Raw genomic sequence first — 20471 nt, forward strand, 5'->3', positions numbered from 1 at the left:
AGCTCGAGTCCTATTCGACGCGGATCTCTTCGACGGTCGGGCCCTTGGCCGACAGACCGCTCACCAGCAGGGCGTAGATCGCGACGACGAGGATGGGGGCGGCCAACGGGGCCCAGATCAGTTGGACGGGAACCAGGGCCGCGGTGGCGGCGGCGATGGTGAACAGGACCGCGCCGCCGACCGAGGGGATCGTGGTGGGAACCACGCCTTCGGGTGCGTGCAGGACGGCGGCGTTCAGCAGATAGGTGGTAGCGACCAAACCTGTTGCCGCTGCCGCTATCACGCCCACATCGGCGATGGCGAGGGCCGCGATGGCGACCAGGACCGCGCCGACCGAGGCCGGGCGCCACCACCAGCTCGCGATCACCAGCGCCAGCGCGGGCACTCCGGCGAGAGGGTTGATCAGCGCGACCGCGGCGACCAGCAGCAGGCCGGCCAGCAGGGCGAGGAATCGAGTCATCGGCGTACCCGGGCGGCTCGGCGGTGGGTGGGGAGCAGGCGCATGGCCTGGTCGAGGCGGGTGCCGTCGGGCCAGGCGATGATGTCGACGCCGACGGTGCCCATGTCCCGATACATCGAGGCGCGTTCGAGCTGCCACATCTTGGCCATGGTCGGGTCGAGGCCGTCTTCGAACGGGGTGCCGCGCAGGACGTCGACCGCGACGACCACGTGGCCGCGTTTGCGCAGGTCGATCAGCGACAGCGCGAATTGGGTGTCGAGCAGGGTGGAGAAGGCGACCACGATCGCGCCGATCGGGACGGCCGCGTGCGGTGCGAGGGTGCCGGTGGTCGCGACGTGTTCGTCGCCGACCCCGAGGACGGTGTCGACGATGCGATAGAACTGCCTGCGGCCGATATCGGGGCGCAGCCAACGGGGCGATTCGCCGAGGCAGACGACAGCGGTGCGATCGCCGGACTGCAGGGTCGACTGGACCACCTGGGCCGCGCCGCGCACCGAGAGTTCCAGCGAGTCGCTGGCCGGGCCCGGCGCCTGCTGGGAGGTGTCGACCATGACGACGACGTCGGCGGAGCGGTTGGTGAACCGCTGGGTGACGTAGAGCCTGCCGCGCCGCGCACTCACCGGCCAGTTGACGGTGCGCAACTGGTCGCCCGGCAGGTAGGTGCGGATGTCGGCGTATTCGACGCCGGGGCCGTGCCTTCGGGTCAGATGGGTACCGATGCGGTCGGGAAGTTCGGTGCGCGGCAGGCGCATTCGCTGCGGATCCGCAATGGGGTAGACGTAGAGTTTGGCCGCGGGCAGCTCGGTTGTCGCCACCGCGAGACCCGCGGGGCTGAGCGCGGACACCTTGACCTGCACCGGATAACGACCCCAGCGGGTGGCCGAGAGCCCGAGGCGCATGCCCGCGGGGGCACCCCCGGAATCGTGGGCCTCCTCGACCTCGAGTTCCAGGCCGGGCAGCGGCAGGGCTGTCATCCGCAGCAGCGCGTGCCCACTTTCGACGAAAGCGACAGCACTGCAACCGATCGTCTCGGTCTCGAAACAGCGAATGGTGCCGCTGCCGTCGACCTGGACCCTGGTCGGTGCCTGCTGCCACGGCGCGGTGGCGAGCACACCGAGCATCGGTGCGGCGAAGACGACCAACTGCCACTGCCCGAGCAGCACCGCGACGACCAGCGCCGCCGCGGCGCAACCGGCCAGGATGAACACCAGTGGCGCGGGCCGCCACCGGAGGTCGACCTCGACCGTTCTGGATTCGTCGCGATGCTTCATGTGCTCGTGGCGCGGGGCACCGGTAGCCGGCGGAGTAGTTCGGTGATGACGTCCTCGCCGCGGATACGGCGCACCCACATTTCGGGACGCAAGGTGATGCGGTGCGACATCGCCGCTACCGCAAGCGCTTTCACGTCTTCGGGGATCACGTAGTCGCGGCCGAGCAGCAGCGCCCTCGCCCGCGACATCTGCACGAGGTCGAGTTCGGCGCGCGGACTGGCACCGACTTCCACCTGCGGATGGCTGCGGGTGGCCGAGGCGAGCGCGACGACGTAGCTCACCACGTCGGGGTGCACGGTGACGAATTCGACCGACTGACGCATTTCCATCAGCCCCTGGGCGTCGACCACCTGGCCGACTTGCGGTGCGGTGGAACCACGTTCGAGCCTGCGCCGGATCATCTGCGTCTCGTCGGCCTCGGAGAGGTAGCCCAGACGCAGCTGGATGGCGAAGCGGTCGAGCTGGGCCTCTGGCAGCGGGTAGGTGCCCTCGTACTCGATCGGGTTGTCGGTGGCCAGCACCACGAAAGGCTGTGGGAGCAGGAAGGTTTCGCCGTCGATGCTCACCTGCCCCTCGGCCATGGCCTCCAGCAGGGCGGCCTGGGTCTTGGGCGGGGTGCGGTTGATCTCGTCGGCGAGCAGCACATTGGTGAACACCGGACCGCGACGGAAATTGAACCGGCCCGACGCCATGTCATAGATCGTCGAACCGAGCAGGTCGGCGGGCAGTAGATCCGGCGTGAACTGCACCCGGGTGAAGTCCAGTCCGAGCGCGGCCGCGAAAGACCGCGCGATCAAGGTCTTTCCGAGGCCTGGCAGGTCCTCGATGAGTACGTGCCCACCCGCCAGCACGGCAATCATGATGAGTTGCATCTCATCGCGCTTGCCGACTACGACACGACCCAGCTCACGCAGTACGGCATCGGAGCGCTGGACGGTCACGTTCAACGGCATTGTCATCGGTGGCCTCTAACCCCTCACATCGTCTGCAAACGGCGCAGGATCTCATCCAGCGCCTCCCTACCCGGCGCGCGACCGGTCTGATCGCGCAGCGAGGAGTTCGCCGGATCCACCCAGCGCCACAGTTCGGGTCCGAACTGCAGCTGACCGGCGGCCTCGGTGGCCCGGCGATTCTTTGATACCCGTAACCCGGTGGATAATTCGAACTCTTTGGCAAGCAACGGACGCAGGTGGCGGTCCCAGTCGGCGCGGGTGCCGTCGGCGCGAGCGGTGAGCATCTCGGCGCGCGCGTGCCAGCGACCGAGCATCTCCGCGGGCCCGTTGTCGATGTACTCGGTCAGCGGTTCCTCGCGCACGACGCGGTGGCGCAGCGACCGGACCAGCAGCGCCAGCGCCACGGCCACCGGCACGGCGACCGCGAGCAGCACCGAGTCACGATCCAGCCGCACCAACGCCACTTCGATCACAGCCACCGCGAGCACGGCCGTGACAAACACCGAAGTCCTACTCATGCTGTGCTCCCTTGCATGCTCGGGCGCCCTGCGTGGTTACGCTTCGCTACCGCCTCCGGGCGCTGACCGCTCATGCCGCCACCAACCTGCGCTGCAGATCGCTGAGCACGATGCGCAACAGTTGTTCGGCGCGCATGCGCTGCCATTCGAGCATCGAGTGCGGGCTGAATCGCGCCTCCTCGAACAGGGCGACGAGCTCGCGTGCCGAAGCATCGTGCAGCACACCGCTTTCGAAGGCTCGGGCCAGCACTTCCATCGGGGTGTCGGAGGCGAGTGGGCGGGCGGCGCGGTCGCTGGACAGGCCGCGCTCCATCGCCACATAACAGGCGATGATGGCGGTGCGTGGGTCCTGGCCCGGGGCGTTCATCGCGGCGAGGCCCATTTCGGCGGCGCGCGTGAGGGAATCGACCGCGCTGGGACTCGGTTCGTCCTCGACAGGAACGACGGGGACCGGTTCGCGGCGCGCGGCCACGGCGACGACGACCAGGCCGACCAGCGCGACCACGATCAGCACGATGGCCAGGATCGCCGCGATCACCAGGGTGGTGCCGGTGAGTTCAGTGGGCCCTGTCGTGGGGTCGGCGGCGTGGGTGTCGGTGGTGGGGACCGGGCCGGAACCCTCGGCCAGCGTCTCGGCGGCGGGCTGCATCGGGCGGGCGCCGGGCAGCAGGAACAGCGCCGTGACGCCGCCCGCGAAAATGAGCGCGACCGCGGCGACCGCGATCGGGACCAGCAGCGCCATCCTGTGCCACTGGATGCGCGGCACGGCGTCGCGTTCGGCCTCCGGCATCGCCAGGGGCAGACGATGTTGGCTGGCGATCACGCCCGCGACCAGGATGACGATCGAGACCAGCAGCAAGACCGGCATCACGGCGATGAGCAGCGGAGAAGGGGCTCCGGACGAGGTCTCGCCGGAACCGGGCAGTGAGCCCTGCAACGCGATCGTCGAAGCGACGACCAGTGCGATCACGACAATCGCCCGCGTAATGGGCTGATTCACCCCGATCACAGCTGTACCACCAAACCCCAGAAGACTGCACAAAACAGCCACATAGTTACATGCCGAGTGGTCCGCTCGAGAGGAAATCGATACTTTTGGACCCCTCGACTCTTATTGTCCCCCTGCTATCAAGGGCTTGCTACGCAGTGCGAACGTTCGCCACGCCAGTTAATGGCAACTCACCGAGGCGGCTGGCGGTGCGAGCGAGATCAGGAATCGCAGGAACGCCCGCTGTCAGTTCCTGTGAGGGTTCACAGGCATAAATGGTGAACGGGAGATCGGCGTCGTAGAGGACGTCGACGAGGTTCACCAGGCGCATGGACCAGTCGGGTGGGACTTCGCGCAGTGCGGGGACCTCGCGCAGGGTCCAGTGGGGGTAGCGCTCGGCGAGGTGGAGGTAGTCGGCGGCGCTGGTCGGCGCGGCACAGATGTCGTGGAAGTCGACGGTGATGGTGTCGGCGGTGCCGCGGGCGCGGATGGTGCGGCCGTTGCCCAGGGGAAGGTCGGCGACGGACCGCTCGACGTCGACCGCCGAGGAGACACTCGGCTGATTCGACGGGGTGAGCACGTAGCGGCCCGCGAGGAAGCCGGTGTCGCGGTGAGGGGTGGCGGTGCGGTAGTCGAGTGGGCCGTCCAGGGCGACGATGTCGAGGTGAGTGCGGATCTGCCCGATGGTGGGCAGGAAGTGGTCGTGGAACAGCGGGTTGGGTAGAAGGTCATGGGGGCGGTAGTTCGAGGTGACGACGAGGGTGCGGTGGTCGGCGAAGAGGGCGTCGAGCATGCGGGCGATGAGCATGGCGTCGCCGATGTCGTTGACGTGGAATTCGTCGAAGCAGACCAGGTCGGCATCGCCGAGGAGCTCGTCGATGGCGCGCTCGATCGACCCGAGCGCGTGGGTGGCGGTGTGCAGGGCCGCGAAGAAGGAGTGGAAGTGAAAGCGGCGCTTGCGATTTGTGTCGATCGAGGCGAAGAACCGGTCCATCACCATGGTCTTGCCGCGTCCAGGGCGGCCGTGCAGATAGATGCCTGATGGAACCGCGCGTCGCATCGGGATGCCGAACATGCCCCCACGCCCGTCGCCGTGCCGGCGTGGACGGCCGCGCTGGTCGAGCAACGATTCGAGCGCGTGTGCGGCCGCTCGTTGTGCCGGGTCGAGCACCACGGTGTCGGGTTTCATACGAACCTCCTCGGTTATTCAGCCGGCCAACCGAATTCGGAATAGGGCGCGGCCGAATTCAGGGCGGAAAGGCCGAGGGCGGAATATTCGATCAGGTCGGCGGGTAACTCAGAAAGCGGAAACCATTGCAGTGCATAGCATTTATCGGGTTCGCAATTGAAAGGTTCACCGCGCCAATTTTCGACACGAAAGAACAGGCCGAGCCGGGAGTCGCGGCCGGGGGCGGTGACGTGGGCGACGTGGAACAGGCGAAGGGCAGCCGGATCGATGTCGACCCCGACTTCCTCCGCGGCTTCGCGGGCCGCGGCCGCCGCCACCGACTCGTCTGCTTCGAGTTTTCCGGACGGCAGGTGCCAGCGGTGATCGAACTCGTCGCCGCTGCGGCGCAGGCTCAGCAAGACCTCGTCGCCGCGGATCAGCAGGATGTGCACGTCGACCAGGTGGCGGGGAGTCACCTGGTCGAGCGTACGAGAGGCTACGACGTCAGGACCAGTCCCGAGGTGGGGACGCCGGTGCCCGCGGTGACCAGGATGCGTTCCAGGGCGTCCACCTGGTTGACCGAGGTACCGCGAATCTGGCGGACCGCTTCGGCGATGCCGTTCATGCCGTGGATGTAGGCCTCGCCGAGCTGGCCACCGTGGGTGTTGAGCGGTAGGCGGCCGCCGAGCTCGATGGCGCCGTCGGCGATGAACTCCTTCGCCTCGCCGCGGGCACAGAAACCCAGCTCCTCGAGCTGCATGAGGACGAACGGGGTGAAGTGGTCGTAGAGGATCGCAGCCTGCATGTCGGCCGCGGACAGGCCGCTCTGCGCCCACAGTTGGTCGCCGACGAGACCCATTTCGGGCAGACCGGTCATGGCGTCGCGGTAGTAACTGGTCATCACGTACTGGTCGGCGCCGCTGCCCTGGGCGGCGGCCGCGATGATCGCGGGGCGCTGCGGGAGGTCGCGGGCACGTTCGGCGCTGGTGACCACGATGGCGACGCCACCGTCGGATTCCTGGCAGCAGTCGAGCAGGTGCAGCGGTTCGGCGATCCAGCGCGAATCCTGGTGCTGTTCCAGGGTGATCGGCTTGCCGTAGAAGAAGGCGTTGGGGTTCACCGCGGCGTGCTTGCGATCGGCCACCGCCACCGCACCGAAATCGGTACTGGTGGCACCGGTGACGTGCATATAGCGGCGGGCGACCATCGCGACCTGCGCGGCGGGCGTGCCGAGACCCTGCGGGTAGGCCCAGCCCGCGTCGATCCCCGAGGAGGTCGGCGCGGCTGCGAGCGCGGGCGAGAACTGACCGAATCGGGCGCCGGATCGCTCGTTGAACGCACGGTAGGCGACCACGACATCGGCCACACCGGTGGCCACCGCCATCGCGGCCTGCTGCACCGTCGCGCAGGCCGCACCGCCGCCGTAACCGATGTGGCTGAAGAACTTCAGGCTCGGAATGCCCACCGCCCTCGCCACCGCGGCCTGGGTGTTGGTGTCCATGGTGAAGGTGGTGAGGCCGTCGACGTCGTCCGGTGTGAGACCGGCATCGGCGAGGGCGGCGCTGACTGCCTCCGCGGCCAAACGCAATTCGCTGCGACCCGAGTCCTTGGAGAAGTCGGTGGCGCCGATGCCGACAATGGCGGCGCGGCCCGAGAGACCGGCCTTGGCGGTAGTGCTCATTTCGACTCCAGCTCGGGGAGGGCGATGACGGCGGTGGCGGTGATGTGTTCGCCGAGACTGTCCTTGCCGTGCACGTCGATGGTGACCTGGGTGCCGTCGATCTCGGTGACCGTGCCGGAAAGGGTCAGGGTGTCACCGGCGTACAGCGGCACACCGAGGCGAAGGGCGATGCGCTTGACCCGCGCACGCGGCCCAGCCCAATCGGTGACGAAACGCTGCACCAGACCGGTGTCGGTGAGGATGTTGACGAAGATATCGGTGGACCCACGCTCGACCGCCTTGTCGCGGTCGTGGTGCACGTCCTGGAAGTCCCTCGTGGCCATGGCCGTACTGATGACGAAGGTCGGATCGGCGTGGATCACCAACTCCGGCAAGGTGGTTCCCACCGCGATGGTGGCGAGTTCGACGGTGGGGGTCATCGGGGCGTCCTTTCCGGACGGGCGGCCTGCCAGTACGGCAGCACGGTGCCGTCGGCGAGCTTTTCGAAGGCGGCACGCACCGGCAGGTCGATGGCGACCTCGGTCGGCTCGACGCCGCGCAGTTCGCCGAGGACGCGCACGCCCTCGTCGAGTTCGACCAGGGCGACCACGAAGGGCAGGTCGCGCCCCGGCACCTTGGGCGCGTGGTGCACAACGAAGCTGAACACCGTGCCGGTACCCGCGGCGACCACGTAGTCGGTGGTCGCCGATTTGTCCTGCCACAGCGCGGGAACGGGCGGGTGACGCAGCGTGCCGTCGGGCAGACGTTGAATCCGCAGTTCCCCGACTTCGGTTCCCGCCCAGAAGAACTCGGTATCACGCGAGATCACCGGGCCGACCCGACCAACGGGCGCCATTGCCGGAGTCTGCTGATCCGTCGTGGTTACCGCATCAGCGGCGGCCCCCGGCGCGAACTTCAGAATGCGGAAGAGCATTTCGGTGACGACCTCGTCGCCGACCGACCAGGTGGTGGCGAAGGTCAGGAACCAGCCGTCGCCGAGTCCGGTTCGCTTGGGGCCCTTGAACTCCGAGAGAACGCTGGACACCGTCACCTCCTCCCCCGGCTCCAGGTAGCGGTGGTAGGTCTGTTCACAATTGGTGCCGACAACGGAGGTATAGCCCGCGTCGTCGAGCAGCTGGGTCGCCAGGCCGAGCGGGTCGTCGGCGGTCCGAGAGCCGCGCAGGCCGTTCATCGTCCACACCTGCGCCATCGCGGGTGGGGCGACGATGCCGGGATGGCCTGCCGCCCTTGCGGCTTCGGCGTCGACATAGATCGGGTTGGTGTCGCCCAGTGCCTCGACCCAGTTGTGAATCATCGGCTGGTTCACCGGGTCACGGCCGGCACGCGGCGCCGATGGCCCTGCCGCCGACAACTTCGCCAGCGCTGCCGGGAGATCTTCGGGGGTCATGCTGTCCGGCACGCGCCGCTCCTTGTTCATCGGGGGACGCGCGGCAGGTCAAGGCCCGCGGTGGCGACCAGTTCGCGCATGATCTCGTTGACGCCGCCACCGAAGGTGACGACGAGATTCTGCTTGGTGCGCCGGTCCAGCCAGCCGAGCAGGTCGGCGGTGCCGGGCTCGGCCGGGTCGCCGTAGCGGCCGATGATCTCCTCGACCACGCGACCCGCTTCCTGCAGCGATTCGGTGGAGAAGATCTTGGTGGCCGAGGCGTCGGCGATCACCGCGTTCTGCGCCGCGGCGGTGTCGGCGGCGGCGACCTGCCAGTTCAGCAACTCGTTGAGCCGCACCATGGTTCGCACCCGGCCGAGCGCGCGGCGAACCTCCGGCTCGTCGAGTACGCCGTGCTCGGCCGACCAGTCACGCAGGCGGTCGTAGAGCTGTTCGATCTTGCCCGACGGTCCGAGGCTGACGCGCTCGTGGTTGAGCTGGGTGGTGATCAGCCGCCAACCGCGATTCTCTTCGCCGACAAGCATTTCCGCGGGGACACGCACGTCGTCGAAGTAGGTGGCGTTCGTGTGGTGGGCGCCGTCACAGGTGATGATCGGCGTCCAAGAGTAGCCGGGGTCCTTGGTGTCCACGATCAGAATCGTGATGCCGCGATGGCGGGACTCGACCGAGCCCGTGCGGACCGCCATCCAGACGTAGTCGGCTTCGTGGGCGCCGGTGGTGAAGATCTTCTGCCCGTTGACGATCCAGTCACCGTCACCGTCGCGCACTGCCGTGGTGCGCAGCGCGGCGAGGTCGGTGCCCGCCGACGGCTCGGAATAGCCGATGGCGAAATGGATGTCACCGGACAGGATTCCGGGCAAAAACTTCTTCTTCTGCGCGTCGGTGCCGTACTTCTGCAAGGTCGGGCCCACCGTCAGCAAGGTGACCAAGGGCAGCGGAACATCCGCGCGCACGGCCTCATTGAAGAAGATCTGCTGTTCCATCGGGCCGAAACCCTGGCCGCCGAACTCCTTGGGCCAGCCGACACCGAGCCAGCCGTCGCGGCCCATCCGGCGCACCACCTCACGGTAGGTGTCGCCGTGCCGGTCCACCGCCATCGCCGCGGCTTCGGCCGGGCTGATGAGATCGGCGAAATAGGAACGCAATTCTTCGCGCAACCGCCGCTGTTCGGCGGTCAGATCGATGAACATCTTGCTCCCAGAAGGTCGAGCCGCAGCCCCGCACCGCCGAGTAGCCGGGCGAGGTCTTTGGCCTGCGAGTAGTAGCGGTGCATCGGATGGGTGATATCCACACCGAGCCCACCGTGCAGGTGGTGACATTTCTGCATGGCGCGCGGAACCTCGGCGGCCGCCCAGTAAGCGAGAACCTCGAGGTCTTCGTCGATGCGGTATTGGTGCTCGGCCGACGAATCAGCCTGTGCCAGTGCCCAACACGCCGACTCGGCGGCCACGTGCAGCGTGCGCGAGACGACGTACAGATCGGCGATCTGCTGAGCCACCGCCTGGAACTCGGCCAGCGGCCTGCCGAACTGTTCCCTGGTGCGCACATGCTCGGCGGTGAGCGTGAGCGCACCTTTCAACAGACCGTCGGCGACCGCGCCGATGCACGCCAGGGCATGGCGGTGCAGCACGGGCAGCGCGTCGGGCAGCAACTGGTCGGCCGGGATCTCGACATCGTCGAGGACCAGCGTGGCCTCCGGGATGCCCGCCGAACCGGCCACCGGGATGATCTCGAGCCCCGGTGCGACCGAATCGACAAGTGCCACACCGATATCGGTCGGCACCAGAATCCAGCGCGCCTGCGAGGCGTAGATCACGCCCGTCTTGCGGCCGGTGATCCGCACCGTGTCGCCCTCGCGTACCGCCTTGGTGGTCGGCGCGGTGGTGAACGGCGCGCCCTGCTCACTGAGTGCGGCGGTGAGCACCGTGCCCTTGCCGACCTCGGCGAGCACACGCTCGGCCACCTCGTCGGACAGCATGCCCAACAGCGGCAGCACCCCGAATCCGAAGGTCGGCAGTGCGGGCACCGCGGCGGCATCGGTGGCCAGCTCCATGAGCATGGCCGAGACCTCGAGCAGTCCCATGCCGTCGCCGCCGAACCGTTCCGGTACCGGCACGGCGAGCAGACCGGAGTCGACCAGGCTCGGCCACAGAGCCATATCCCTGGCCGGCTCACGTTCGAGCAGGCTCACCACTACCTCGGCTACGGCGTCGGCGCTTTCGTCGCGGGTGAAATCCACGGCGTCCTCCCTCATCGAGCTAACTGTCCGCATCGCGCGGCAGGCCGAGAATCCGTTCGGCGGCCACGGTCAACAGGATCTGCTCGGTACCGCCCGCAATCGAGAGACACCGGGTAAGCAGGAATTCTTTCAGAGCATCACTGTCCAGAGAACCCTCTTGGCCGACAAGCTCGAGCGCGTATTCCGCCAGCTCCTGTCGATGCCGGACCCCGACCAGTTTGCGAACGCCCGCTTGGGCACCCGCGTCGACGCCTGCCATCGTCGCCACCGCGATTCGCTGTTCCAGCAATGACCCAGCGATCGACGAGGTGATCAGTGCGCCGAAACGGTCCTCGCGCAGCTCTGTTCCCCAGCCACCGACCGGGAAACGGTCGAGCAGGGCTTCGAGTGCGCCGCCGATGCCGCCACCGCCCATGGCCACCCGCTCGGCCGACAGCGTGGTGCGCGCGATCTTCCAGCCGTTGTTCAGCGCGCCGACCAGGCAGTCGTCGGCCACGAACACGTCATCGAGGAAGACCTCGCTGAACTTCTCCTCGCCGGTGATCTGCACCAGCGGCCGCACCTGCACGCCCGCGGCGCGCATGTCGACCAGGAAGTAGCTGATGCCACGATGTTTGGCCGCGGTCGGATCGGTGCGGGCCAGGCAGATGCCCCAGTTCGCGGTGGAGCCGAGCGAGGTCCACACCTTCTGACCGCGCAGCACCCAACCGCCGTCGACCTTCTCGGCGGTGGTGCGCAGCGCGGCGAGGTCGGACCCGGCGCCGGGCTCGCTGAACAGCTGACACCAGATGACCTCACCGTGCAGCGTCGGCCAGACGAAGCGATCGATCTGCGCCTCGCTACCGAAGCGCAACAGCGTCGGCACGGCCCAGCCCGCGACGGCCAGGTCGGGGGTCGTCAGTTCGGCGCGGCGTAGCTGTTCGGCGATCTGTAGGCAGGCCATCGGGTCGGCGGCGCGGCCGTAGGGACGCGGCCAGTGCGGCATCACCAGACCCGCCTCCACCAGCGCACGCGCCCGGTCAGCGGGCGCGAGGGCGGCGATCCCCGCGATCTCGTCGACCAGTGCGGTATCGACGGCGGCATCACCGAGCACCCGCTCGGCGCCGGTGGTGCGGCGCTGACCGTCCCTGCTCAGCTCGGCGACCCTGGCCCGCCAGCGCGCCGAACCACCGAGGAGCTGGCGCAGCGAGCTCGCCCGGCGCAGGTAGAAGTGCGCGTCGTGTTCCCAGGTGAAGCCGATGCCGCCGAGCACCTGGATGGCGTCCTTGGCGTTGTCGACCGCGGCGTCGAGGGCCACCGACGCGGCGACAGCGGCGGCGATCGGGAGCTCGTCCCCGCCCTCGTCGATCGCGGCGGCGGCGTCGGCGGCGACCGCGCGGATCAACTCGGTGCGGCACAGCATCCAGGCGCACAGGTGCTTGATCGCCTGAAAGCTGCCGATCGGTTTGCCGAATTGTTCACGGACACGGGCATATTCGACGGCGGTACGCAGAGTCCAACCGGCCACGCCCGCCAGTTCGGCGACCGCGAGCGCCACGAAGAGATCGGTGACATCGGCCGTCGGCGCGAAGCCGTGTTCGGCGGAAACAGCCACCTCGGCGGCACTCACGCGCGCCAGCGGCACCGTGTGGTCGCCGTGGGTCAACGGCGTAATCGTCACCGCCGCAGCGGGAATCAGCAGCCAGCGGGTGCCGTCGATGGTGTTCGCGGGGAGCAGAACCTGCGTATCCGCATCAGCGCCGTAGACGAAATCCCAAGTGCCGGTGACACTCCAGCCCGCATCGGTGGCTACCGCCTTCGCGGCCTGCTCGTCACCGGGCACCGCGACGGCGCACGGGGCGCCCTCGGCGAGCGCACCCTCGGTGATCAGTCCGGCCAGTGCGGTGGCGAGTACCGGACCGCCGACCAGGTCGTCGCCGGTTTGCTCGAGCATCACCGCGAGGTCGGCGACCGTACCGCCGAGTCCGCCGTTGTCCTCGGACAACGCGACCTCGAACAGCCCGAACTCACCGAGCGCGGGCCAGTACTCGCGCCAGGCACCCGATCCGCCGGCCCGCATTGTTTCAATCGGCGCGACCGTGCTCGCCCAGCTCCGCAGCGACGCTGCGGCGGCTTTGTGCTCGTCAGTGGTGGCGATGGTCACAACAAGATCCGCCCTTCCGGCGTGGTTCCCACTCCTAGAACATGTTCTAATATCTGGGCCGGGCATAAGTCAAGAGCGCTACACTCGGCCGATTGAGATTCCACAGATGCGAAAGGGTTTCCACGATGGACAGTCCCGCACCAACGCCCACCGTGACCACGCTGTCCGAGGACGAGCTCAGCTCCAGCGCGCAGCGCGACCGGCGCAAGCGCATCCTCGACGCGACCCTCTCGCTGGCCTCCAAGGGCGGCTACGACGCCGTGCAGATGCGGGCGGTCGCCGAGCGCGCCGATGTCGCCGTCGGCACCCTGTACCGCTACTTCCCGTCCAAGGTGCACCTGCTCGTTTCGGCGCTGGCCAGGGAATTCGAGATGTTCGAGGGCAAGCGCAAGCCGCTACCCGGCGACGGCCCGTCCGAGCGGATGCACGGCCTGCTCACCCAGATCACCCGGATGATGCAGCGCGACCCGCTGCTCACCGAGGCGATGACGCGCGCGTTCATGTTCGCCGACGCCTCCGCCGCCGCGGAAGTGGATCGGGTCGGCAAGGTGATGGACCGGGTCTTCGCCCGCGCGATGAGCGACGGCGAACCCGATGATCGTCAGCTCGCCATCGCCCGTGTCATCTCCGATGTGTGGCTGTCGAACCTGGTGGCCTGGCTCACCCGGCGCGCGTCCGCGACCGACGTCACCGAACGTCTCGAACTCACCGTCGACCTGTTGCTGGGCGATCGCGGATAACCCAGCAACCCGGCATACCCCCGGGCGAAATCATTACAAATCGCCCACCACTGTTGACACACGTCGGCTGTGCGCCTTCCAGTAGGAAGATGCATAGCCGACGTCGCATATGCGAAACAGCGCATCTACCGGGCCCGCGTGCCTCGCCGATGCGCCTGCGTACCCGATGAGCTCGGCAAACCCGACGGTCGGTACCGAACCGATGGTCCGAAATTTGCCCTGTGGTCGCGAGCAAACGACCCACTGTCGTGTTCACAACCTGCCGCGCCGCTCGCGCGGGAGAATTGACGCAGTATTGTTTTGCGCGCCCCCTGATCAACTCCTCCCATCACTAGGTTGGATGCGTGAGCGCACAGGAACTGCCCTTGGATGTCCGCCGTGCACTGGCGTCGGTTGCGCGCGTGCCACGGCTATTGGTTGCCTCGGACTACGACGGGACAATCGCCCCCATCGTGTCCGACCCGGCGAAAGCGTTTCCCCAGCGGGAATCGGTGAGCGCGCTACGCGCGCTGGCCGGGTTGGCCAATACGACGGCGGCGGTGATCTCCGGTCGGGCACTACGCGATCTGGCCGCGCTCTCGCGCCTGCCGGTCGAAGTGCAACTGATCGGCAGTCACGGCTCGGAGTTCGACGTGGGCTTCGTGCACGCGATCGACAACGACGCCAAACAGCTACTGACAGAGATCAATTCCGCGTTCTCGAAGATCGCCGCCGAGAACCCGGGCGTGACCGTCGAGATGAAGCCCGCGAGCGCCGCGCTGCACGTGCGTAACGCCAGCCCCGAGATCGCCAGGCGCGCACTGGTTTCCGCACGGCAGGGCCCGGCGTGCTGGGTGGGCGTGCAGGTGACCGAGGGCAAGGCGGTGATCGAGCTCGCGGTGATCCCGACCGACAAGGGCACCGCGCTCGACACCATCCGTCATCAGGAAAGCGCTTCCGCCGCAGTGTTCTTCGGCGACGACGTCACCGACGAGAAGGCGTTCCGCGTGCTGTCGGGGCCCGATGTCGGCATCAAGGTCGGCGAAGGCGAGAGCATCGCCAAGCTGCACGTGGACTCCACCGAGGACGTGGCGCGCGCACTGGCGTTCCTGGTCGAGGAGCGGCGCACCTGGCTGGCCGGGGCGAGCGCGCCGCGGATCGAGCGGTTGAGCATGCTGGCCAGCCCGCGCTCGGTCGCCCTGCTCACCCCCGATGCGACGGTCACCTGGTTCTGCCATCCCGAGCCCGATTCGGCGGCGGTGTTCGCGCACCTGCTCGGCGGCGCGGCGGCCGGGCACTTCACCGTGGCACCGGAGCGACCCAGCCTGCCGCTGTCGCAGCGGTATGTCGACGGCACCATGACGGTCGAAACACGTTGGGCCAGTTTGCAAGTGGCCGACTACCTGCCCCACGATGTGGCGCCCAACCGGACCGACCTGACCCGCGTGATCTCCGGCGCGGCGAAGGCCGTGGTCACCTTCGCGCCGCAGCCGGAGTTCGGGCAGGTGCCGGTGCGCATGGAAGCCGTGCGCAACGGAATCGTCGTCAGCGGCACCAACGATCCGATGGTGCTGCGCTCCCCCGGTGTCGAGTGGCAGATCCTGTCCGACGGCACCAATGAACAGGCACGCGCGGTGGTCGACCCGTCCGTCGCGCCGGTGGTGCTCGAATTGCGCTGCGGAACAGCCGATCTCGCGCCCTCGATGACGCCGGAACCACAGCGTCGTCAGCTCGCCGAGCAGTACTGGTCGCAGTGGGCGGCCGGGTTGCAGTTGCCCCCGCTCAAGCCGGATCTGATGAAGCGTTCGGCGCTGACACTGCGCGGACTGGTGCACCGCCCGTCGGGGTCGATCCTGGCCGCGGCGACCACCTCGCTGCCCGAGGACATCGGCGGCGTGCGCAACTGGGACTACCGCTACTGCTGGCTGCGTGACGCATCGCTCACCGCGCAGGCACTGGTGACGCTGGGCTCGCTGACCGAGGCCGAGGAGTTCCTGGGCTGGGTGCACAAGGTGCTCGACACCCTGCCCGGGCCCGAGCGCCTGCACCCGCTGTACACGATCTACGGCGAGACCCTGCCGCCCGAAGCCGTGATCGACCTGCTGCCCGGTTATGCCGGGTCACGGCCGGTGCGCGTGGGCAACGCGGCCAATATGCAGGTGCAGCTCGACGTGTTCGGGCCGATCGTCGACCTGATCACCTCGATGGCGCGCGAACGTGAGCGCCAGGGCATCACCGAACCGGCCAAGGCACTGCCGGACGCCGACTGGGAACTCGTGCACGCGATGGTGTCGGCGGTGCAGCGGCGCTGGACCGAGCCCGACCACGGCATCTGGGAGATCCGCGGCAATCCGCGCCACCACGTGTACTCGAAGGTGATGGGCTGGCTCACCATCGACCGCGCCCTGACCCTGGCGGAGCGCTTCGATCGGGGCGCCGATCCCGAGTGGGTGATCTTGCGCGACACGATCGCCGACGAGGTGAAGGCGAAGGGCTGGAACGACGAGGTCCAGTCCTACACCGCCGCCTACGACGGCACCGACCTGGACGCGGCCACCCTGCACATCGGCCTGAGCGGCCTGATCGACCCCGCCGACCCGCGCTTCGCCGCGACGGTGGTGGCCACCGAGGCCGAACTGCGCAGCGGCGCGACGGTGTACCGCTACCACCACGACGACGGCCTGCCCGGCGGTGAAGGTGGCTTCCACCTGTGTGCCGCCTGGCTGGTCGAGGCGTACCTGCTGATCGGCAGGCGCTCCGACGCCGAGGCGCTGTTCGCTCAGTTGGTGGCGGCGGCGGGGCCCACCGGTCTGCTCAGCGAGGAATACGATCCGGTTGCTGAGCGTTCACTCGGTAATCATCCCCAGGCTTACAGCCACCTCGGTTTGCTGCGCTGCGCCCAACTCTTGAGCCAGCCGGTCAACGCGCTGGTGTGACAACGCTCGACAAAGCCGGGTTCGAATTTCGAGCCCGGCTTTTCGATGCGGTTCGTACTGGGTATTCGATGCTGCTAATCTAAAACGGTAACGATTTCCATTACGATCTAGAGCTTGCTCGCCAGGAGTGCCGCGTGAACCCTCGATTCGCCCGCTTGTTTGCCGGTCTCACGGCAGGAGTGGCCGCCGTGGTCGTCCTCAGCGCCTGCGGCACCAGCTCCACCGATTCCGACACCCCGCAGATCGTCGCCTCCACCAACGTGTGGGGATCCATCGCGACCGCCGTCGCCGGGCCGGACGCGCAGGTGAGCTCGATCATCAGCGATCCCGCCGCCGACCCGCACTCGTTCGAGACCTCGGCCACCGACACCGCCAAGATCAGCGACGCCGATCTCGTCGTGTTCAACGGCGGGCATTACGACGAGTTCATCGAGAAGGCCATCGCGGGCAAGGACAAGCGGACCGTCGAGGCCTTCGAGCAGCGCGCGGACAAGAGCGACGACAACGAGCACGTCTGGTACGACGTGACCACCGTCGCCGCCGTCGCCGACCGGATCGCCGCCGAGCTCGGCGAGGTCGACGCCGCACACGCCAGTGCCTACACCGAGCGCGCGGTCGCCTTCAAGAACCAGCTGATCGGCGTGAGCACCATCACCGGCACCATCGCCACCCAGACACCGAACGCGCCGGTCGCCCAGTCCGAGCCGCTCGCGCACTACCTGCTGACGGCCGCGACCGCGCAGGACAAGACCCCGCACGAGTTCCAGGAAGCGATCGAGCAGGAGACCGACCCGGCCCCGGCCGCCGTCGCCGCCACCCGCGATCTGATCACCGCCAAGCAGGTCAAGGCGCTGATCTACAACACCCAGACCGAGGACAAGATCACCCAGGACCTGCGGGCCACCGCGCAGTCCGCGGGCATCGCCGTTGTCGAGGTCACCGAAACCCTGCCCGCCGGAATGGATTACATCCAGTGGCAGACCGCCAACGCCAAGGCGCTCGCCGCGGCCCTGCGCTGAGGACGTCCATGACCGAGGCAACCGCACTGTCCGCCGCGCCGGAAACCGACACCGCCGAGGCGGCGATCCGGCTGCGCGCCGCGACCATGGCCTTCGGCGACCGCACGCTCTGGCGCGACCTCGACCTCGACGTGCGACCGGGCGAATTCATCGCCGTCCTCGGACCCAACGGCTCCGGCAAGACCTCGCTGCTGCGCGTGCTGCTCGGCACCCTCGACCTGAGCTCGGGCAACGCCCAGATCGCGGGTAGACGCGCCGGAGTGGGCAATCCGGGCATCGGTTACATCCCCCAGCAGAAGACCATCGACGCCGGCGTGCAGTTGCGCGGTGTCGATCTGGTCGGGCTCGGGGTGGACGGGCATCGGTGGGGGTTCGGGTGGCGTGGTCGGCACAGCCGGGCCGAGCAGGTCGATGCCGCCATCGCCGCGGTCGGTGCCGGCTCGTTCGCGCACGCACCGCTGGAGACGTTGTCCGGTGGTGAGCAGCAGCGGTTGCGGGTGGCACAGGCGTTGGTCGGCGATCCGTCGGTGCTGCTGTGTGACGAACCGCTGCTGAGCCTGGACATGGCGAACCAGCGGCTGGTCGCCGAGCTGGTCGACAGGCGTCGCCGCGAACACGACACGGCGGTGCTGTTCGTGACCCACGAGATCAATCCGATCCTGCCGCTGGTGGATCGGGTGTTGTACCTGGTCGATGGCGGTTTCCGGATCGGCACGCCCGATGAGGTGATGACCTCGGAAACACTGTCGGAGCTCTACGGCACCGAGGTCGAGGTACTGCGCGTGCGCGGGCGCCTGGTGGTCGTCGGGACCGGTGACGACATGGACGCGCTGGGCGGTACGGCCTGATGGAAAAGCTCACCAAGGTGTTCGGGCAGATGTTCGACTTCGGTACCACGGCGAATCTGCTCAGCTATGACTTCGTGCAGCAGGCGCTGTTGGCCAGTGCGCTGTTGGGCTTGCTGGCCGGGTTGATCGGGCCGTTGATCGTCGCCAGGCAGATGTCGTTCGCGGTGCACGGGACCAGTGAGCTGTCGCTGACCGGTGCGTCGGCGGCGCTGCTGGTCGGTGTGGGGGTCGGGTTCGGCGCTATCGCGGGTTCGGTGGTCGCTGCCGTGTTGTTCGGGTGGCTGGGTTCTCGTGCGCGCGAACGTGATTCGGTGATCGCGGTGGTGTTGTCGTTCGGGCTCGGGTTGTCGGTGTTGTTCCTGTGGCTCGCGCCGGAGCGGGCCGGGTCGAAGTTCTCGCTGCTCACCGGGCAGGTCGCCGGGGTCGGCTATGACGGGCTCGCGTTGCTGGTCACCTGTACCGCCGGGGTGCTAGCGGTGCTGGCTGTCGTGTATAGGCCGCTGCTGTTCGCCAGCGCCGATCCCGAGGTCGCGATCGCGCGCGGGGTGCCGGTGCGGGCGCTGTCGGTGGTGTTCGCGGTGCTGCTCGGGATCACGGCCGCGTTCGGTGTGCAGATCGTCGGCGCGCTGCTGGTGCTGGCGTTGCTGATCACGCCTGCCGCGGCGGCCGCGCAGGTGACCTCGAGCCCGATGCGGGCGACGGTGCTGTCGGTGATCTTCGCCGAGGTCGCCGCGGTCGGCGGGTTGCTGCTGTCGCTGGCGCCCGGCGTTCCGGTGTCGACCTTCGTCACGGCGATCTCCTTCACGATCTACCTGGTGTGCCGGGTCGTCGGCCATCGCAATCGGCAGTTCGCCCACGCGCGCTGAACCGTGACCGTACGCACCGGCTGAGGTCGCGGTACGAGATCGCGCGGCGGTGACCGAATCCGCCGCGAGCCGGGTGGATCGGCGCGCAGAATGGCCAGCATGATCGACTTCACCGTTCCGGATGGTCTGGCCGCACTGCGGGATCGGGTCCGCGCTTTCGTCGTCGACCAGATTGTGGGGTTCGAGCGCGATCCGCGGCTCACCGCGCACGGCCCGAACGACGAACTGCGGGCCGAACTCGTCGAGCTGGCCCGCGCGGAGAAGCTGCTGACCGTGCAGGCACCGGTGGAATACGGCGGGCTGGGGCTCAGCCATGTCGAGCAGGCGCTGGTCTACGAGGCGGCGGGGTGGTCGACGCTCGGGCCGGTCGCGATGAACTGCGCCGCGCCCGACGAGGGGAACATGTTCCTGCTCGGCAAGATCGCCGATCCCGAGCAGGTCGACCAGCATCTGATGCCGATGATCCGCGGCGAGCAGCGCTCGGTTTTCGCGATGACCGAACCCGGTGGGGCGGGCTCGGATCCCGGACAGCTCAGCACCGAGGCGGTCTTCGACGGCGAGAACTTCGTGATCAACGGCCGCAAATGGTTGATCACCGGTGCCGACGGCGCCAAGACCTGGATCATCATGGCCCTGCTCACCGAGAACCCGCACCTGCCCGCCGGGCCGACCCTGTTTCTCACCGAGGGCGACGCGCCGGGCATCGTGATCGAGCGGATCATGAACACGATGGACCGCAACTACGTCGGCGGGCACGCGGTGGTGCGGTTCGACAACCTCACGCTGCCGCCCACGGCCGTGCTCGGCCGCACCGGACAGGCCCTGCGGTACGCGCAATTGCGGCTCGCGCCCGCCCGGCTCACCCACTGCATGCGCTGGCTCGGCGCGGCGGCTCGCGCACAATCCATCGCCCTGGACAACGCGCGCACCCGCACCGCCTTCGGCAAGCCGATCGGCGAACACGAAGGCGTGTCGTTCATGCTCGCCGACAACGAGGTGGCCCTGCACCAGTGCAGGTTGACCATCTGGCACGCCTGCTGGCTGATGGACCAGGGGCAGCAGGCCAGACACGAGTCGTCGATGGCGAAGTCGTATGTCTCCGAGGAACTGTTCAAGGTCACCGACCGATGCGTGCAGGTGCTCGGCGGAATCGGGATCAGCGACGAGACGGTGGTGGAGATGTTGTTCCGGGATATGCGCGCGTTCCGTCTGTACGACGGGCCGACGGAAGTGCACAAGTATGCGATCGGCAGACACTTGCTGGCCGGTCGCTAG

Annotated in this window: 19 protein-coding genes; 6 read left to right on the plus strand and 13 right to left on the minus strand. The window is 68.1% G+C overall.

What is annotated here, in order from left to right; genetic code table 11:
* Positions 1-10: 10 nt before the first annotated feature.
* The 13 genes from ACLJPD_RS21400 to ACLJPD_RS21460 form a co-directional block, all read right to left on the minus strand.
* Entirely contained in the window at positions 11-460 is a 450-nt protein-coding gene (locus ACLJPD_RS21400) for a hypothetical protein (protein ID WP_410874385.1), read from the minus strand.
* Complete coding sequence (locus tag ACLJPD_RS21405) at positions 457-1731, minus strand: DUF58 domain-containing protein (RefSeq protein ID WP_410874386.1); 1275 nt, start codon at positions 1729-1731, stop codon at positions 457-459. The genes ACLJPD_RS21400 and ACLJPD_RS21405 overlap by 4 nt, the downstream gene beginning before the upstream one ends.
* Positions 1728-2690 carry an AAA family ATPase gene (locus ACLJPD_RS21410; protein WP_056818940.1) on the minus strand — a complete coding sequence of 321 codons (963 nt, stop codon included), beginning with the start codon at positions 2688-2690 and terminating at the stop codon, positions 1728-1730. The genes ACLJPD_RS21405 and ACLJPD_RS21410 overlap by 4 nt, the downstream gene beginning before the upstream one ends.
* Positions 2691-2707: 17 nt before the next feature.
* The gene (locus tag ACLJPD_RS21415) at positions 2708-3202 is read right to left on the minus strand and encodes a hypothetical protein (RefSeq protein ID WP_410874387.1); all 495 of its coding nucleotides are present in this window, start codon (positions 3200-3202) and stop codon (positions 2708-2710) included.
* A gap of 70 nt (positions 3203-3272) precedes the next feature.
* Positions 3273-4202, minus strand: coding sequence for a DUF4129 domain-containing protein (locus ACLJPD_RS21420; RefSeq protein ID WP_410874388.1), 930 nt, complete (start codon positions 4200-4202; stop codon positions 3273-3275).
* A 139-nt stretch (positions 4203-4341) separates the two neighbouring features.
* Complete coding sequence (gene zapE, locus ACLJPD_RS21425; protein ID WP_410874389.1) at positions 4342-5379, minus strand: cell division protein ZapE; 1038 nt, start codon at positions 5377-5379, stop codon at positions 4342-4344.
* A gap of 14 nt (positions 5380-5393) precedes the next feature.
* A complete protein-coding gene (locus tag ACLJPD_RS21430; RefSeq protein WP_410874390.1) occupies positions 5394-5810 on the minus strand; it encodes an NUDIX domain-containing protein in 417 nt (138 codons plus the stop codon).
* Positions 5811-5854: 44 nt separating this feature from the next.
* Positions 5855-7039: a lipid-transfer protein gene (locus ACLJPD_RS21435; RefSeq protein WP_410874391.1), complete on the minus strand. Its 1185-nt coding sequence runs from the start codon at positions 7037-7039 to the stop codon at positions 5855-5857.
* Positions 7036-7458 carry a MaoC family dehydratase gene (locus ACLJPD_RS21440; RefSeq protein ID WP_410874392.1) on the minus strand — a complete coding sequence of 141 codons (423 nt, stop codon included), beginning with the start codon at positions 7456-7458 and terminating at the stop codon, positions 7036-7038. Before ACLJPD_RS21440 ends, ACLJPD_RS21435 begins: the two co-directional genes overlap by 4 nt.
* Positions 7455-8438, minus strand: coding sequence for a bifunctional MaoC family dehydratase N-terminal/OB-fold nucleic acid binding domain-containing protein (locus tag ACLJPD_RS21445; protein WP_410874393.1), 984 nt, complete (start codon positions 8436-8438; stop codon positions 7455-7457). The genes ACLJPD_RS21440 and ACLJPD_RS21445 overlap by 4 nt, the downstream gene beginning before the upstream one ends.
* A 14-nt stretch (positions 8439-8452) precedes the next feature.
* Positions 8453-9616 (minus strand): acyl-CoA dehydrogenase family protein, encoded by a 1164-nt coding sequence (locus ACLJPD_RS21450; protein WP_410874394.1) that lies wholly within the window; start codon positions 9614-9616, stop codon positions 8453-8455.
* A complete protein-coding gene (locus ACLJPD_RS21455) occupies positions 9601-10680 on the minus strand; it encodes an acyl-CoA dehydrogenase family protein (RefSeq protein WP_410874395.1) in 1080 nt (359 codons plus the stop codon). Before ACLJPD_RS21455 ends, ACLJPD_RS21450 begins: the two co-directional genes overlap by 16 nt.
* Before the next feature lie 4 nt (positions 10681-10684).
* Positions 10685-12808 (minus strand): acyl-CoA dehydrogenase family protein, encoded by a 2124-nt coding sequence (locus tag ACLJPD_RS21460; protein ID WP_410874396.1) that lies wholly within the window; start codon positions 12806-12808, stop codon positions 10685-10687.
* Between the two features lie 125 nt (positions 12809-12933).
* Between ACLJPD_RS21460 and kstR the strand changes: the two genes are divergently transcribed.
* The 6 genes from kstR to ACLJPD_RS21490 all read left to right on the plus strand — a co-directional run bounded on the left by kstR (position 12934) and on the right by ACLJPD_RS21490 (position 20471).
* Positions 12934-13548: a cholesterol catabolism transcriptional regulator KstR gene (kstR, locus tag ACLJPD_RS21465; protein WP_410874397.1), complete on the plus strand. Its 615-nt coding sequence runs from the start codon at positions 12934-12936 to the stop codon at positions 13546-13548.
* Positions 13549-13892: 344 nt separating this feature from the next.
* Positions 13893-16463, plus strand: coding sequence for a trehalose-phosphatase (otsB, locus tag ACLJPD_RS21470; RefSeq protein ID WP_410874398.1), 2571 nt, complete (start codon positions 13893-13895; stop codon positions 16461-16463).
* A gap of 134 nt (positions 16464-16597) precedes the next feature.
* Positions 16598-17482 (plus strand): metal ABC transporter solute-binding protein, Zn/Mn family, encoded by an 885-nt coding sequence (locus ACLJPD_RS21475; RefSeq protein ID WP_410874399.1) that lies wholly within the window; start codon positions 16598-16600, stop codon positions 17480-17482.
* Positions 17483-17490: 8 nt separating this feature from the next.
* Entirely contained in the window at positions 17491-18330 is an 840-nt protein-coding gene (locus ACLJPD_RS21480) for a metal ABC transporter ATP-binding protein (RefSeq protein WP_410874400.1), read from the plus strand.
* The gene (locus ACLJPD_RS21485; RefSeq protein ID WP_410874401.1) at positions 18330-19196 is read left to right on the plus strand and encodes a metal ABC transporter permease; all 867 of its coding nucleotides are present in this window, start codon (positions 18330-18332) and stop codon (positions 19194-19196) included. The genes ACLJPD_RS21480 and ACLJPD_RS21485 overlap by 1 nt, the downstream gene beginning before the upstream one ends.
* A gap of 99 nt (positions 19197-19295) precedes the next feature.
* Positions 19296-20471 carry an acyl-CoA dehydrogenase family protein gene (locus ACLJPD_RS21490; RefSeq protein ID WP_410874402.1) on the plus strand — a complete coding sequence of 392 codons (1176 nt, stop codon included), beginning with the start codon at positions 19296-19298 and terminating at the stop codon, positions 20469-20471.

Source organism: Nocardia sp. A7, assembly GCF_046549215.1.
GTDB lineage: Bacteria > Actinomycetota > Actinomycetes > Mycobacteriales > Mycobacteriaceae > Nocardia.

Excerpts from the sequence above, each read along its gene's own strand:
- ACLJPD_RS21415 (WP_410874387.1), bottom strand. The coding sequence starts at position 3,202 with ATGAGTAGGACTTCGGTGTTTGTCACGGCCGTGCTCGCGGTGGCTGTG.
- ACLJPD_RS21485 (WP_410874401.1), top strand. The coding sequence starts at position 18,330 with ATGGAAAAGCTCACCAAGGTGTTCGGGCAGATGTTCGACTTCGGTACC.
- ACLJPD_RS21455 (WP_410874395.1), bottom strand. The coding sequence starts at position 10,680 with ATGAGGGAGGACGCCGTGGATTTCACCCGCGACGAAAGCGCCGACGCC.
- ACLJPD_RS21435 (WP_410874391.1), bottom strand. The coding sequence starts at position 7,039 with ATGAGCACTACCGCCAAGGCCGGTCTCTCGGGCCGCGCCGCCATTGTC.
- ACLJPD_RS21440 (WP_410874392.1), bottom strand. The coding sequence starts at position 7,458 with ATGACCCCCACCGTCGAACTCGCCACCATCGCGGTGGGAACCACCTTG.
- ACLJPD_RS21490 (WP_410874402.1), top strand. The coding sequence starts at position 19,296 with ATGATCGACTTCACCGTTCCGGATGGTCTGGCCGCACTGCGGGATCGG.
- ACLJPD_RS21450 (WP_410874394.1), bottom strand. The coding sequence starts at position 9,616 with ATGTTCATCGATCTGACCGCCGAACAGCGGCGGTTGCGCGAAGAATTG.
- ACLJPD_RS21410 (WP_056818940.1), bottom strand. The coding sequence starts at position 2,690 with ATGACAATGCCGTTGAACGTGACCGTCCAGCGCTCCGATGCCGTACTG.
- zapE (WP_410874389.1), bottom strand. The coding sequence starts at position 5,379 with ATGAAACCCGACACCGTGGTGCTCGACCCGGCACAACGAGCGGCCGCA.
- ACLJPD_RS21400 (WP_410874385.1), bottom strand. The coding sequence starts at position 460 with ATGACTCGATTCCTCGCCCTGCTGGCCGGCCTGCTGCTGGTCGCCGCG.
- ACLJPD_RS21405 (WP_410874386.1), bottom strand. The coding sequence starts at position 1,731 with ATGAAGCATCGCGACGAATCCAGAACGGTCGAGGTCGACCTCCGGTGG.
- kstR (WP_410874397.1), top strand. The coding sequence starts at position 12,934 with ATGGACAGTCCCGCACCAACGCCCACCGTGACCACGCTGTCCGAGGAC.
- ACLJPD_RS21480 (WP_410874400.1), top strand. The coding sequence starts at position 17,491 with ATGACCGAGGCAACCGCACTGTCCGCCGCGCCGGAAACCGACACCGCC.